Genomic DNA, 15,092 nt, shown 5'->3' on the forward strand with positions numbered 1-15,092 from the left:
CGACCCGCCCAACGCAAAGGACGGCAGCGAAACGCAGTGGAACGCGGTGGAACTCAGTGCAAGCGAGGCACCGCAAAATCGTTGTCGTCGAACACATGACATGCGTTCGGCGCTAGCGTCAGCCCAATGCGCTCGTCATGCGTGACGCCGCCGTCGCCGGGCAGCTTCGCGATCATCGTGCGGCCGTCGCGCGCACCGCCGTCGATATGCACGTAGCTGTGCTCGCCCATCCGTTCGACCAGACGCACCGCGCAGCGGATCGTCTGCACGCCGGGCTGGGCCGACGGCAAGCCGAGATGTTCCGGCCGGATTCCCAGCGTGATCTGCGAGCCTACCTGCAGCTTGCGGCCGTCGACCGCCGCGCGCACCTGCTCGCCGGTCGTCAGTTCAACCTCGATGCCTGTTTCGTCGATGCGCTTCACCGTGGCCGGCATAAAGTTCATTTTCGGCGAGCCGATAAAGCCCGCGACGAAGCGGCTCTTCGGCCGGTGATACAGATCGAGCGGCGCGCCGATCTGCGCGATGCTGCCGTGCTTTTCCATCTCGACGCCAGCATGCAGCAGCACGATTTTGTCAGCGAGCGCCATTGCTTCGATCTGGTCGTGCGTAACGTAAATCGCACTCGCGCGGCGAAATTCGCGATGCAGTCGCGCGATCTCGATGCGGGTCTGCACGCGCAGCGACGCGTCGAGATTAGACAGCGGTTCGTCGAACAGGCATACGCCCGGTTCGCGCACGATCGCGCGGCCGATCGCAACCCGCTGGCGCTGACCGCCGGACAACGCCGCGGGCCTGCGTTCGAGCAAACCGTCGAGTTACAACGCGGCGGCGGTGCGACGCACCTTGCTGTCGATCGTCGCCTTGTCGATCTTCGCCTGGCGCAAACCGAACGCCATGTTTTCGTAGACGCTCATATGCGGATACAGCGCGTAGTTCTGGAACACCATCGCAACGCGGCGCTGCGCGGGCGGCACGTGGTTCATTAGTTGACCGTCGATGCGCAGCTCGCCCTCCGTGATCGATTCGAGTCCGGCAATCATGCGCAGCAAAAGTGGACTTGCCGCAGCCCGACGGCCCGAGAAACACGCAGAACTCGTTTTCGCCCACTTCGAGGTGAACGCCACGAATGATCGGCGAATTGCCTTCGTACGCCTTCTGTACTTTGCTCAGGGTAATGCTTGCCATAGCTCGTTGTATTCGCAGTTAAATTGCCGGGAGCGCGCGTCGAGTTGCTGCGCCGCGGCTGCTTCCGTTGGACCGCGGTGATCGCGCGGCCCGCTTCGTCATCCGTTCGTTAGGCCTTCTTGTGCCGTTCTTCAGCCCTTCAGCGAGCCGGCCATCATCCCCTTGATCAGACGCTCCTGACCGAACGCATACGCGGCGATCAGCGGCAGCGACGTCATCGTGACGACCGCCAGCATCGCCGGAATATTCGACGAGTACTGCCCCTGAAAGTCCCACACCGCGAGCGGCAGCGTGCGATGCGGCGGCGTGGACGTCAGCATGTACGCGAAGATGAACTCGTTCCACAGCGCAATGCCGTTGTAGATCGCAACCGTCGCGAGCCCCGGCGTGGATAGCGGAAAGAAAATGCGCCAGAAGATCTTGAACGGACCGCAGCCGTCGAGCTGCGCCGCTTCCTCCAGCTCGTGCGGGATTTGCCGCATGAACTCGGTCAGGATGAAAATCGAGATCGGCAGGCTCAGCGCGACGTACGGCCCGATGAGCGCGAACTGCGTGTCATACAAACCGAGGTTGCGCGTGAGCAGATAGATCGGCACCAGCGTCGCGTGCAGCGGCACGATCATCCCGGCGATCACGAGGCCGAACAGCAGCTTGTTCAGACGGAAGCGCAAGCGCGCGAACACGTACGCGGCCATTGCGCTCAGCACCACGATAAGCAGCACCGACACGCCCACCACCAGCACGCTATTGGTGAAATAAGTCAGATACGGGCCATGCAGCACCGCCAGGTAATTGCCGAAATACACATGTGCCGGCAACGCCCACACCGGCGCCGAAAAAGTTTCCTCCTGCGTTTTCAGGCTCGTCACCACGACGAACAGGAACGGCAGCGTGGTCACGGTAAGCCAGATCAACGCGAGCAACGGCACGCCGATGCGGATCCTGCGGAAATGAACGCGAAATGCGGGTGTGGACATGCTCAGACTTCCGTTTCGTAACGACGGGTAAAGCGCATTGCGATGGCGGCGACCAGCGACACGATGACGAACATGGCGGAGCCGATCGTGCTGCCATAGCCTAGCTGGAACGAACTGAACACCGTGCGGTACATGTAGGTGGCCATCAGTTCCGACGACCCTTCGGGGCCACCGCCCGTCATCACGTAGATCAGGTCGAAATAGCGCAGCGAGCCGAGCACCGACAGCAGCACCGCGGTGCGGATCGCGCCTTGCAGATGCGGCAGCTTGATGCGCCAGAAGATCCATGATCGACAACGCAAGAAGTTTTTTTCTCATTAGATTTCCTATATGTATTTGGGCGTCTCCAAGCCGCGCAGGATGCATGTGTTCTCTCTATATATCCCCGCTCTCGCTGAAATGCTGGCTTCGCATTTCGAGGCGATTATAGGAACGGCCCTTCGACCAGGTATCGAACTTTCGGCTCAGGGAAAACGCTGTTACCGATAACAGTTGCGCGCCGGTTCGAGCCGATGTAGCACCCCGCTTCGTGACCATCGCGTGGTGGTCATTTGCCTGGCAAATCCGTTTGCGTCCATCGCAGAAAAAAGCGCATACGGGTCGCGCGGTGCATCGGGCTGCGCGTGCACAGGCGCACGAGGGCGCCTGTACGCCGGTTCAGGCCATATCGGATGTTGTGAGGATGCAACGACGTGCGCGGGGCGCGCCGGCGGATTGGTCTACGAGACCGGCATCGTCCCCGTCAGCAGGTGCGGTCATTAGCGACTATCATCAACGCATGATGCCGGGCAATGAGCCGGGCTCGGTCCGAACAACACCGGTTGCTTGCGGCAGGCGCAACGCTCCCCGGCAGACCCCGCCTTTCGGCTGCTCACGCTGTTCCCTCGCCACGCCGCGCGCGACGTCCCGCTCGAACACACTGCACCAGCACGCTTTTCTTCGGGCGAAGGCACGCAAGCGCTCACCGTCCGAAGCGGCGCACTCCTCGACACGCCATTGCGGTACTTAGCGATGCGCGCACTGCAAAGAGGATCGTGTCCGATGCGCTTCCCGGTCACGCATCGCGTCGGACCGGAAGACCTGCTGCCGGCGTTAGCCGGCACATCTGCGTATCTTCAAGGAGGTACCGTGAAAACAGTCATTGCTTCCGCACTCGCGTTGCTGATTTCCAGCACCGTCGTGCCGGCCGTTCACGCCGACACCGGCTCAAACGCGACCGACCAACAAGTCGCGCGTGATGTCCGAGTCAAGGCCGCCCGCAACGGCGTCAGTCTGTCTCATGTATTTGTGTTTTCGCGATCGGGCGCAGTCACGCTGATCGGATGGGTACCCGAGCGAGGACAAGTCGCACTGGCTGAACGAAGCGCGACTACGGTCGATGGCGTCACCTCGGTGAATAACCTGCTTTCTCGCGGACGCTGACAGCGACTGACATTGCCGCGCGGTCGAAGTCCGACGCAGCGCGCGCGTTGAAGGTCCACGACGTTTCGTGTCCCGCTGGTCCGGCTTGAATGACTGGCACGCTGCTTCGCACACGCAGCAGCGCGCGTGGGTCCGGTCGGCTGAATCAGAAAGCGCTTTCATAGCACTGCCGCGATCGCGCCAGCAGCTTCGTGTCATCGGCGTTCGTCTCGGAGCAGAAAAAAAGCCCACACTGAAGCGTGCGGGCCTTGTCGCGAAACCGGCGGCACAGCGGGCCGCGCGAGCGTCGATTAAAGCGTTGGCGTCTCAGGGTCTCATGGGTCTCAAGGCTCGTCGGAGCCGACCTGTTCCAATGCACTCAGATCCTCACCGAAATCGTCGGGTTGCCCGTCGGCCGTTTCATGGGTGTGCTTCGGCGACTTGACGACCGGCGGCGGCATCTTGCCGATGCCTTCGTCGACACGTTGCAGCAGATACGGGAAGAACGGATTCGATGCAATACGGAACATCGAATCGAGCGTCAGAATCAGCGTGCCACGTTCGCCGCGCGGCGCGAGCGTGCCGAGGTTCTCGTTGAAATTCTCTGAGTCGTCCGGCGCGATGCCGTAGAGCGCATCGGTAATCGGGAACGGAATCGCGACGTGCGACAACGAGAAAATATCCTGCGGATAGTCGATATCCAACGGCTTCACGCGCGTTTGCGTTTCGTCCGCATAGACGCTGCGCTCGACAGTATGAGCGGTGTCTGGCGACGCATTGGCAATGACCGTCGTGCGATAGTTCTGCGGGCCGATGCGCAGCAACCGGGAGAGCGCCGTATACGACGCAACGCGCAGGAAGGTCCTGAAGCGCACACTGCGGTTCAGATCGAACAGCACGACTTCGCTGCCGTTCTCGGGCAGCTTGTCGTAGAGCAGCGACATCACCGCGGGCGTGCTGACAGTGAAGTCGGTCACTGACTGGAACGTCAGAATGGGCGGCAATGCGTCGAGCCGGTTCTCACGCTCGAGTCTGGCGATCTGTTCCTGAATGACGCTCGTGAGCAGATATGACTGCCGTGCGCCGTTTACCGGAAAGGAGTTGTATTTGAACGGATTGAACTCCGGCACGATGCCAAGCCACGCGGCGCGCGCGAACGCCGGCAACACCGCGGGCCATCCGGCGAGACCCGCAAAGCGCGCGTAACGCGTGACGCCGATCATCGGCGAAATCAGTATGACGCGAGTCGGGCGCGTGAGCGCCGGATTCTCGATCGCATCCAGCGCATATTGCAGCGCCAGCGCGCCGCCATTCGAAAAACCGACCAGCTCGAGCGGCTTGCCGGGACCGATTCGCCGGCGCGCTTCGCGCACCGCAAGCCGCGTGGCCGCGGTCCAGTCCTGCCAGTGGACGTCGGCGAGACCCGCCGGCACCGTACCGTGCCCGGGCAAGCGGATGCCGATCGCGACAAAGCCGCGATCGCGGTAACGACGCGCGATATGCCGAAGGCTGTACGGCGAATCCGTCATCCCATGCAGCAGCACGACCGCGCCAATGGGCGGCCCCGAAGGCTCGAGAATGTACGAGTGGTTCCAGTTATCGGCGAAATGTGCCGGATAGATCGGCGAGCCTTCGTAATAGCGGTTTGCCGGAATGCGCTCGGATGGCTTTATCTTTTCGACGACATTGACGCGCACGTCTTCGAAAATCCGGTTCTCCGCCTTCACGTAGGCATTCCAGTCGCCGGTGTTCATTTCCTCGACGGTCATTTCGCGCGGCACATAGGTATGCCAGACCGACAGGGCCGGCCCTCGTTGCGAGTACCACGCACGCAATCCGAATGCGAGTATCGCCAGCAGGACCACGACCGATACGCTTATCTTTATTACCTTCAGCGACGTGCGTAGCATTCGAGTTCTCTTGTGAAGGTTGCACCGAGCGCAAGCTGCGGTGTGCGTTATGCGCTCAGGCTGTCAGCGCGACGGCGTTCCGGTCTGGATATCGTAGGTGCTTTTAATCATCCGTTCAAACTCTATAGCTAAAGCGCACGGCGCGTCGCCGGCCCCGGCCGGCTTACGGACAGATGACGTGCGTGATAACCCGGAGATCGTGGCGACCGGGGCGCCAACCGATCAGCTGTGGATCGGGCAGATGCGCTCCGTTATTTGGCATTTGACGCGGCAGTCAGCGGGAGGTGATTCTCGAAACGCCGGATGGCGTCGCGGCGATTTGCGCTCGCGACGGCGAGCCGCCGAGCCAGTCAGAAAGACCATCGAGGCCGGAAGCGGAACGCTGCCCGAGCCGGCCTCGCCTAGTCACAGGCGATACTAGCGGCCGCGGATATTGCCGGCCACACCGCCCGCCGCACCGCCGATGATCGCGCCGGTCCAGGCGTCGCCGCCCGAGATTGCCGCGATGCCGGCGCCGGCACCCGCGCCGATTGCCGCGCCGCTCATCGTGCCTTGCGCCTGCGGGCTCATATCCGTACAGCCGACGATGACCGCCAGCGCGCCGATGCTTACGAACCATCCAAGTCGTTTCATGATCGTGGTCCTTACTGGTTTTTCTGCAGGCCGGGTACGACCATCTGGAACCAGAGGGTCTCGATCACCGGATGCTGGATCATCGTGGGGTTGGCGGCGTAATACTGGTCGAGGCCAATGCGCACGCTGTCGAGCGTCTGGCCCTGCATACCCTTACCGAAGCGCTGCGCAATATCGTTGCTGTTCGCCGCATTGCCGGCGTACGCGCGCTCGATGTCGAGTAGATTGGCGATACCGACCAGGTACGCCTTCTTCGCTTCGTCCGACGACTGCATCCACTGTTGGCCCGTGACAATGGGAATACTTTCAGCGCGCGCGACGTTGCTCATCATTGCGAGCGACAGGAAAGTCACAGATATCAGCGTTCGCCATTGTGGTTTGATTGCCATCGCATACTCCAGGAAAGTGATGTTCTCCAGCGGCCTGCCACCGAATTGCAACCGGCAGCCTCGATCGGGTTATGTTGAATAGGGGTGTGTGTCTGGTCGACTCTCCTTTCAGGTTCACCGGACGACGTGGCTCGTCGGTTGGTTCTATTGGGCGCTAGACACCTGAATGACAGAAGAATTGATGACGGATTGGAGTCGCTTGCAAACGTGACATTCAAGCTCAACGACGTATGTTAATTCGGCTTCGCTGCATCAGACACCGTATAGAGTCTACAGCGTTTTCGGTAATTTCCAAGCTCGTTTGAGTGGAATACGGCGAGCCATGACCTCGTGACCAAGGACGTTTTTTGCATGCGCTGAATGCAGCGCAATGCGCGCGAGCGCCGCATTATTGGACGAATTTTCATGCATTGAGAACGTTACGCGCAGGTCGTGTCATTGGTATTGGAGCGGGTGAATTCCCGCTAATTCACGGCAGTTGACATTTCACTGTTCGACTGGTGTCTATTCCTCTTTCTATTCAGGTAGTACAGAACAATCACTGAACACGTGCGACTCGTATCTGATCTCCGGGTGTAGGCACGAATGGAACCGATTGATTCGCGCGAAGTGGATTGGTAGCACGATGATTCGTCGTGCATCGATTGGGGCGAGCGGACGTTACTGGAATGTCGCAGCGCAAATCATTCGTTGCGACTGTGGTCGCTGCCTGGTGGCAGCCTTCGGATGGCTGCGTAGCAGCGATGGAGGCGCTTGGTAGCACAGACGGTTAGTTGCGCCGCGCAGTGCATCCGCCGGGTGTGGCCCATGCGGCGGCATCGATCCGTATTAACAGTCTGTGGCTTGTATTTTGCAAATACAGTGTATAGACTGTATCGATCATTTACAGCTTATGGCTTGTTGCGGCGCCGAGCCGAATCGGAGATCGATCGTGGACTATCCCATCAAGACGCTGAACCAGCTAAGGCCGGTTTTGCAGGGCTTCCGAAAAGCCGCCGGGCTCACGCAGGCCGCGATGGCCAGTCATCTGGGCGTGACCCAGCAGACCTATGCGCAACTCGAGGCCAATCCCGCGGCGGTTAGCGTCGAACGGCTGTTCAAGGTCCTGCGGATACTGCAGGTCGAACTGAAACTCGCCCAGGGCGACGCGGCGCAAAGCGGCGCCAGCGAGGCAACCGAACCGCCGGCCGCGGCTCGGTCGCCTGCCCGCCGCGCCGCCAGCAAAGCGCGGATCGCGCCAGCCAGCGGCGCCACGCGCACGACCCAAACTGCCCGCGGTCTCGAAAGCGCGCCGGAAAAGCCCGCGCGCACCGCGAACGCGGCAAAGCATTCCGCCACCACAGCCCCGCACGAGGGTCGCGGCAAGAACGGCAAGAACGCGCGTGAGCCATCGCGCGTTGCCGCGAAATCCACCGCCGGCAAGAAGCGGGAGGACTGGTAAGCATGGCGCGCAACACACCAAACCGGCTGAACCTGTGGATGAATGGTCTGCCCGTCGGTTACTGGGAAACGACGCGCGGCGGTGAACGGCTTACGTATCTCGACGAATGGGTCGGCGATCCGCAAGGGCGCCCCCTCTCGCTATCGCTGCCCTTTACGCCAGGCAATCAGCCGTATCGCGGCCAGATCGTCGCCGACTATTTCGACAACCTGCTGCCCGATAGCGAACCGATCCGCCGGCGCATCGCCGCGCGCTACCGAACCGGCAGCACCGCGCCGTTTGCGTTGCTCGCCGCGCTCGGGCGCGACTGCGTCGGCGCGCTGCAGATGCTGCCGCCCGACGAAGAGCCCACCGACCTCACCAGCATCCGCGGGCGCGAACTCAGCGAAGCCGAGATTGCCGCGTTGCTGCGCGGCGCGACCTCGGCGGCGCCCCTCGGACAGCACGACCCGCTGGAAGACCTGCGCCTGTCGATTGCCGGCGCGCAGGAAAAAACGGCGCTGCTGCGCGATCGCAACCGCTGGCTGCTACCCGAAGGCAGCACGCCGACCACGCATATCTTCAAGCTGCCGCTCGGGCTCGTCGGCAACATGCGCGCCGATATGCGCACGTCGGTGGAAAACGAATGGCTCTGTTCGCAGATCATTGCGGCTTACGGACTGTCCGTCGCCCGCTGCGAGATCGCGCGCTTCGACGATCAGAAGGCGTTGATCGTCGAACGGTTCGACCGGCGGCCCGCCAGCGACGCGAGCTGGATCGTGCGGCTGCCGCAGGAAGACATGTGTCAGGCGACTGGCACGTCGGCGCTGCATAAATATGAGTCCGACGGCGGTCCGGGCATCGAGGCGATCATGCAGGTGCTCGCCGGGTCCAGTCGCGCGGCCGCGGATCGCCGCAACTTCTTCACGACGCAGATGATTTTCTGGCTGCTCGCCGCGACCGACGGTCACGCAAAGAACTTCAGCATCGCGCACTTGCCGGGCAACCGCTACGACGCCACGCCGCTTTACGACGTGCTGTCCGCTCACCCGATCATCGGTTCCGGCGCCGGTCGCCTGCCGGTGCAAAAGGTCAAAATGGCGATGGCGGTACGCGGCAAGAACGCCCACTACCTGCTCAATGAAATCCAGCGGCGGCATTGGATCGCGCAAGGACAACGTGTCGGGTTTTCCGCCGCTGACGTCGACGCGATGATCGCCGGGGTAACCGAGCAAACGGATACGGTGATCGATGCTGTGTCGTCCCGGCTGCCCGACGACTTCCCGATGGACGTCGCGGATGCGGTGTTCAACGGTATGCGCCGGCTGAACAGAAAGCTGACGCGGTAACGACGAACCAGCCAGGCGCAGCCAGCGCCCGGCGCCTACGCAGCCTTCAGCTATCGACGTGGCGCGCGACCAGCTCGTCCGCGTTGGCCGACGCGCGCCACTGAACACTCAGCAGGTGCTCGCGCATGCACCGCGCCGCCGCTTCCGCATCCCGCGCTTTCAACGCATTGACGATGGTCTGATGCTGCTGCGCGAAAAACTGCCGGGTTTCCTGCGCGGCGGTTTTCTCGCGGACTTCCGGCTTCACCCGCATTCCATTGATGACCTCCATCAACGCGATCAGCGCGGGATTGCGCGTGGCCTGCCCAATCAGCAAGTGAAACCGATGATCCCATTGCTGCCATTCGTCGTCGTTTTTCGCGGCGGCGTTCTTGCGCGCGCACTTCTCCAGTTCCTGCAGATCGTCGCCACTCGCCTTCGCCGCCGCGAGGGCCGCGAGCGCCGGCTCGAACAGCAGCCGCATTTCGGCGATGTCGGCCGGGCTGGTTCCCGCGCGCAAGCCCCGCAGCGACGGCGCAAACTTCAGCGGCCGCGCGCCCAGATACGTGCCACGGCCAACACCGCGCCACACGCGGCCCGACGCTTCCAGCGAAGCCAGCGCCGAGCGCAGCTCCCGGCGGCTCACGCCGAGTTCTTCGGCGAGCGCCCGCTCGGGCGGCAGCAAGTCACCGTCCTTCAGTTCACGCGCGCCGACGTAGTCGAGCAGCGCATCGAGTACCGCTTTTGCCATCAGTCTCACCGAACCAATCAGTATTGGTACCAACGATAGCAGAATCATCGCAGCGGCACCAAGCGTCGTCGCCAGCTTTTTTGTTCCGCTATACTAGGTCCAGTCTCGCGCGCTACCACCGGGTGCAACCCGGCCGCGTTCGCGCTTTCACTTTCGTTAGTCGAACCTTTCCATATTGGTTCGGATATTCGCCCGCTTCGCCAGGAGTTGCAGATGTCGTTTACAACCCGCCCGGAACTGATCGGCACGTTCGGCATGGTGGCCTCCACGCACTGGCTAGCCAGCGCGTCAGCCATGGCCGTCCTCGAAAAAGGTGGCAATGCGTTCGATGCCGCCGCTGCCGCCGGCTTCGTGCTGCAGATCGTCGAGCCGCATCTGAACGGCCCCGGCGGCGAGTTGCCGGTCGTGTTCTACAGCGCGCGCGAGGACCGGGTGCGGGTGCTGTGCGGACAAGGCGTGACGCCTGCCACGATGACCATCGAGCGGATGCGCAAGATGGGGCTCGACGTGGTGCCGGGCACCGGCCTGCTGCCCGCTGTCGTGCCGGGCGCGTTCGGGGCGTGGATGACCATGCTGCGCGATTACGGCCAGTTGCAACTCGAGGACGTACTGAGCTATGCGATCGGTTACGCGGAAAACGGCTATCCGGTGCTGCCGCGCATGGCGTCGTCGATTCTCGCGATCCAGGACTTCTTTCGCACCGAATGGACCACCTCCGCTGAACAATGGCTACGCAATGGCGAAGCGCCAAAACCGAACCACCTGTTCGCCAATCCCGCGATCGCCGAAACCTACAAGCGCATCCTGCGCGAAGCGAATACCCGTAGCGACCGCGCCGAACAGTGCGAACGCGCGCGTGACGTGTTTTATCGCGGCTTCGTCGCCGACGCGATCGATCAATACTTCCGCTCGACCGCGGTGCTCGATACGTCCGGCCAGCGCAACCACGGCCTGCTCGATGCCGGCGATCTGGCGCGCTGGGAGCCGAGCTACGAAGACCCGGTGTCGTACGACTACGCGGGCCTGCGCGTGCACAAGACCGGGCCATGGGGCCAGGGGCCGATGTTCCTGCAACAGCTCGCGCTGCTGAAGGGTTTCGATCTGGCCGCAATGGATCCGCTCGGACCTGATTTCGTCCACACCGTCATCGAATGCTCGAAGCTCGCGTTTGCCGATCGCGAAGTGTTCTACGGCGACCCCGCGTTTTCGCACGTGCCGATGGATGTGCTGCTCAGCGACGCGTACAACGACGAGCGCCGGCGGCTCATCGATGGGCGGCGCGCGTCGCTCGAATTCCGTCCCGGTCTGCTCGGCGACAGCGCGCAGCGCGCCGCGCGTATCCTCGCGAACGCCGGCCGCGAACAGGCAGGCGGCTTCGGCCAGGGCGAACCGACGTTCGCGCCGCTGCCCGAATTGCGCGGCGACACGGTGCATCTGGATGTCGTCGACCGCTGGGGCAACATGGTGTCGGCTACCCCATCCGGCGGCTGGCTGCAGGCATCGCCCGCGGTGCCCGGACTCGGCTTTAACGTCACCACCCGCGCGCAGATGTTCTGGATGGAAGAAGGCCTGCCGTCCTCGCTCGGCCCGGGGCGCCGCCCGCGCACCACGCTGTCGCCCACGCTCGTCACGCGCGACGGCAAGCCGTACGCGGCCTTCGGTACGCCGGGCGGCGACCAGCAGGATCAGTGGTCGCTGCAGTTGTTCCTCAAGCACGTGCATGGCGGCATGAACTTCCAGGCCGCCGCCGATGCTCCGTCGTTCCAGACCGCGCACTTCCCCGGCTCGTTCTATCCGCGCGCGATGCAGCTCGGCAAGATGTCCGCCGAATCGCGCTTCCCGGACAGCACGCTCGCCGAATTGCGCGCGCGCGGCCACGATCTGACGGTCGCCGAACCGTGGGCATTAGGCCGCGTATGCGCGGTCGGGATCCGCAACGGCTTGCTGCGAGGCGCGGCCACCCCGCGCCAGATGCAGGCTTACGCTATCGGACGATAAGCCGGGCTTCGTGAGCCGCCGACCACCTGCCGCTAACCCGCCCTTCACCCGCCGATAGCCCGACGATAAACGCCCCGGTAGCCGGCCCAAACGTACAAAGCGCGCATCGATTGCCGCGTCATTTTCAGGAGAAGTTGCCGTGTCCGCCGTTGCCGCCCGTCTTGAAAGACTGCCTTTGTCGAGCTTTCATCGCAGACTCCTGCTGATCGGCGGGCTGGGATACATGTTCGACGGACTTGATTCGTCGTCGCTTGCGTTCCTGCTGCCGGTCGTCAGCAAGCTGTGGCATCTGACGAGCGCCGAAACTGGGCTCGTTGCGAGCAGTACCTATATCGGCTACTTCTTCGGCGCGTTCCTGTCGGGCGTGCTCGCCGACGTGATCGGCCGCCGCCGCATCATGATGAGCGCGCTCGCGATTTACTGCGTCGCGTCGCTCGCCAGTGCCACCGCGCCGGACTGGCATACCTTCTTCTCGCTGCGTGTGGTGGCCGGCTTTGGCTCGGGCGCGGAGACGGTCGTGATCGCACCGTTCCTCGCCGAATTCGTGCCGCGGCGCTATCGCGGCATGTTCTGCGGCGCGCTGGTCGGCTTCATGTCGTTCGGCTATCTGACTTCGTCGATTCTCGGCTTCGCGGTAGTGCGCAACTTCGCCGATGGCTGGCGCTATCTCGCGGTCATTACGTCGCTGCCGGTCGTGATGCTGCTGTGGTGGCGCAGGACCTTGCCCGAATCGCCGCGCTGGCTGGAAAGCCAGGGGCGCGCGGCCGAAGCGAACAGCATCGTCAGCAAGATCGAAGCGTGGTTCGCCGCCAAGGGCATTGCGCTCGCACCGGTTAGCACGGTCAGCCCGGTTAGCGCCGCGCCCGCACCCGCGGCTGTAAAGGGCGGCAGCAGCGCCTGGCGCAACGTGCTCGCACTGTGGTCGCCGCGGCTCGCGCGCACCACCGCGGTCAGCTGGCTGATGTGGTTCTCGGTCGCGTTCGCGTATTACTCGTTCTTCTCGTGGATTCCAAGCCTGCTGGTTAAGGAGGGACTCACGATCACGAAGAGCTTCGGCTATTCGATCGCGATTTACGGTGCCCAAATCCCCGGCTACTTCTCGGCGGCATGGCTCAACGAAAAGATTGGCCGTAAGGCGGTGGTCGCTTCGTACATGATGCTCGGCGGCATTGCAGCGATCACGCTCGCGTTTTCACACACCGGCATTCAGATCATGGCCGCCGGCATCGCATTGTCGTTCTTCATGAACGGCGCATTCGCCGGCGTCTATGCATACACGCCGGAAGTGTTCCCGACCGCGGTCCGCACGACCGGCACCGGCTCGTCGTCTTCGTTCGGCCGCATCGGCTCGGTCAGCGCGCCGATCCTCGTCGGCCTCGTTTATCCGGTATTCGGCTTCCTTGGCGTATTCGCGATGACGACGACGGTGCTGCTGATCGGCGCGTGCGTCGTGTTCCTGCTCGGCATCGAAACGCGTAATCGCTCGCTCGAAGATATCGAAACGAGCGAACTGGAACCGGCCCACAACGTTGCGGGCCGGCTCGATTCCACCCACATGCATGGCTGAGAGCGCCCGCGCTTTGCCACACTCTTTATGCAAACGATGCAACCCACTCTGAGCGAGCCCGCGATGTCCGGCACGCAGGCGCTGAACATCGCCGCCCTCGAACGTCTCGCGATGGCCCTCCGGCTGAAAGACCAGCCACTGGAAATTTTCCGCACGGTTCACGCAGTAGCCGCCGAAACCATAGGCTTCGCGCTGCTCACGATCATGTCCTACGATGCGCAGCGCCATGAAGTAGAGCGCGTCTATACCAACATGCCGGAGGTTTATCCGCTCGGCGGCCGCAAGAAAAAGCAGGGCACCGCGTGGTCGAAACAGATCCTGCAGGATCTGAAGCCGTTTCGCGCCGCAACCTCGCAGGGAATTCGCGACGCATTCGACGATCACGCGGTGATGACCGGCATGGGCCTCGGCTCGATACTGAACATTCCGATTGCCTACGACGGCGTGTGCATCGGCACGATGAACCTGACACACAAGGAAGGCTGGTACACGAGCCGCCATGAAGACATGGGCCTCCTGATTGGCGCCTTTCTTGCTCCCGCTCTTATGAAGCAAAACAGGAAATTTTCTGCCGACAGCGCTGATTCATGAAAACACAAGCCGGTCTTCCCCACTATCAGGCACCGATCGAACCCGCCGTGGCCCAGGGCCGGTGGATGCTCGTCTTCCTGCTTGGCTACCTAGCGTTGATCGCCGATGGCGCCGACGTGATGATGTACGGCCTCACGCTGTCGCGCATCAAGGACGACTTCGGGCTGACCAATGTCGAAGCCGGCGCGCTCGGCAGTCTGACCTTGCTCGGCATGGCGATTGGCGGCATTGTGGGCGGCTGGGCGAGCGACCGTCTCGGCCGTGTGCGCGTCGTCGCATGGGCGCTCGCGCTGTTCTCGCTCGGCGCGGGGATGCTTGGTTTCTCGCACAGCTTTCTGGAATTCGCGGTGGTGCGCTTCATCAGTTCGCTGGGTATCGGCTGCATGGTGTTGGTGACGACGCTGGTCGCCGAATACGTGCCCACCGAGCGGCGCTCGCTAATTCTCGGCATGCTGCAGACCGGCATCTCGGCGGGCTATATCATCGTGATCGCGCTGAGCAACTGGATCCTCCCGCACTACGGCTGGCGCGCGCTGTACTACGTGTCGGCCGTGCCGGTGCTGCTCGCATTCGCGATCAAGTTCGCGGTGCCTGAACCGGCCTCCTGGCTCGCAAGCCGCGCCGCCGCGCTCGAGGGCAAAAGCAACGGCAACGGTACGACGCGGCAGCGCGGCGACAATCGCTATGCGCAGATCTTCCGTGACCGCCAGGCGCGCACGATGTTCATTCTGTGGACCTTCGCGTCGATCTTCGTGCTGTCCGGCTTTTATGGGCTGAACAACTGGCTGCCTACCTACCTCGAAAAAGAACTGCACATCAAGTTCAGCTCGCTGACCGGCTATATGATCGGCACCTATGTGGTCGCGTTTATCGGCAAGATCTTCGCCGGCTGGCTCGGTGATCGCTGGAGCCGGCGTGGCGTCTACGTGCTGGGTTGCATCG

13 protein-coding genes and 1 pseudogene are annotated in these 15,092 nt (G+C 62.7%); 7 read left to right on the forward strand and 7 right to left on the reverse strand.

The window, feature by feature from the left end; genetic code table 11:
* Positions 1-53: 53 nt before the first annotated feature.
* The 3 genes and pseudogenes from VGH68_RS21455 to VGH68_RS21465 all read right to left on the reverse strand — a co-directional run bounded on the left by VGH68_RS21455 (position 54) and on the right by VGH68_RS21465 (position 2,464).
* A pseudogene (locus VGH68_RS21455) lies at positions 54-1,185 on the reverse strand (ABC transporter ATP-binding protein).
* A 131-nt stretch (positions 1,186-1,316) separates the two neighbouring features.
* Positions 1,317-2,162, reverse strand: a complete 846-nt coding sequence (locus tag VGH68_RS21460) for a carbohydrate ABC transporter permease (RefSeq protein ID WP_331605714.1) — start codon at positions 2,160-2,162, stop codon at positions 1,317-1,319.
* A 2-nt stretch (positions 2,163-2,164) separates the two neighbouring features.
* Complete coding sequence (locus tag VGH68_RS21465; protein WP_331605715.1) at positions 2,165-2,464, reverse strand: sugar ABC transporter permease; 300 nt, start codon at positions 2,462-2,464, stop codon at positions 2,165-2,167.
* Between the two features lie 826 nt (positions 2,465-3,290).
* Between VGH68_RS21465 and VGH68_RS21470 the strand changes: the two genes are divergently transcribed.
* Positions 3,291-3,584, forward strand: coding sequence for a BON domain-containing protein (locus VGH68_RS21470; RefSeq protein WP_331605716.1), 294 nt, complete (start codon positions 3,291-3,293; stop codon positions 3,582-3,584).
* 323 nt (positions 3,585-3,907) lie between these two features.
* Here VGH68_RS21470 and VGH68_RS21475 read toward each other — a convergent pair whose 3' ends face one another.
* The 3 genes from VGH68_RS21475 to VGH68_RS21485 form a co-directional block, all read right to left on the reverse strand.
* Positions 3,908-5,473, reverse strand: coding sequence for an alpha/beta hydrolase (locus VGH68_RS21475; protein ID WP_331605717.1), 1,566 nt, complete (start codon positions 5,471-5,473; stop codon positions 3,908-3,910).
* Positions 5,474-5,890: 417 nt separating this feature from the next.
* Positions 5,891-6,106 (reverse strand): YMGG-like glycine zipper-containing protein, encoded by a 216-nt coding sequence (locus VGH68_RS21480; RefSeq protein ID WP_331605718.1) that lies wholly within the window; start codon positions 6,104-6,106, stop codon positions 5,891-5,893.
* Between the two features lie 11 nt (positions 6,107-6,117).
* A complete protein-coding gene (locus tag VGH68_RS21485; protein WP_331605719.1) occupies positions 6,118-6,495 on the reverse strand; it encodes a hypothetical protein in 378 nt (125 codons plus the stop codon).
* Positions 6,496-7,426: 931 nt separating this feature from the next.
* On the opposite strand from VGH68_RS21485, the gene VGH68_RS21490 reads away from it, so the two are divergent.
* Complete coding sequence (locus VGH68_RS21490; RefSeq protein WP_331605720.1) at positions 7,427-7,936, forward strand: helix-turn-helix transcriptional regulator; 510 nt, start codon at positions 7,427-7,429, stop codon at positions 7,934-7,936.
* 2 nt (positions 7,937-7,938) lie between these two features.
* Complete coding sequence (locus tag VGH68_RS21495; protein ID WP_331605721.1) at positions 7,939-9,264, forward strand: type II toxin-antitoxin system HipA family toxin; 1,326 nt, start codon at positions 7,939-7,941, stop codon at positions 9,262-9,264.
* A 46-nt stretch (positions 9,265-9,310) separates the two neighbouring features.
* Here VGH68_RS21495 and VGH68_RS21500 read toward each other — a convergent pair whose 3' ends face one another.
* The gene (locus VGH68_RS21500; protein WP_331605722.1) at positions 9,311-9,994 is read right to left on the reverse strand and encodes a FadR/GntR family transcriptional regulator; all 684 of its coding nucleotides are present in this window, start codon (positions 9,992-9,994) and stop codon (positions 9,311-9,313) included.
* A gap of 213 nt (positions 9,995-10,207) precedes the next feature.
* On the opposite strand from VGH68_RS21500, the gene VGH68_RS21505 reads away from it, so the two are divergent.
* The 4 genes from VGH68_RS21505 to VGH68_RS21520 form a co-directional block, all read left to right on the forward strand.
* Positions 10,208-11,992, forward strand: coding sequence for a gamma-glutamyltransferase family protein (locus VGH68_RS21505; protein ID WP_331605723.1), 1,785 nt, complete (start codon positions 10,208-10,210; stop codon positions 11,990-11,992).
* Positions 11,993-12,131: 139 nt separating this feature from the next.
* Positions 12,132-13,559, forward strand: coding sequence for an MFS transporter (locus tag VGH68_RS21510; protein WP_331605724.1), 1,428 nt, complete (start codon positions 12,132-12,134; stop codon positions 13,557-13,559).
* 27 nt (positions 13,560-13,586) lie between these two features.
* Positions 13,587-14,150 carry a GAF domain-containing protein gene (locus VGH68_RS21515; protein WP_331605725.1) on the forward strand — a complete coding sequence of 188 codons (564 nt, stop codon included), beginning with the start codon at positions 13,587-13,589 and terminating at the stop codon, positions 14,148-14,150.
* On the forward strand, positions 14,147-15,092 hold a 946-nt coding region (locus tag VGH68_RS21520), incomplete at its 3' end, for an MFS transporter (protein WP_331605726.1). The genes VGH68_RS21515 and VGH68_RS21520, both read left to right, overlap by 4 nt.

This window comes from Paraburkholderia sp. (genome assembly GCF_036488505.1).
Taxonomy (GTDB): Bacteria; Pseudomonadota; Gammaproteobacteria; order Burkholderiales; family Burkholderiaceae; genus Paraburkholderia.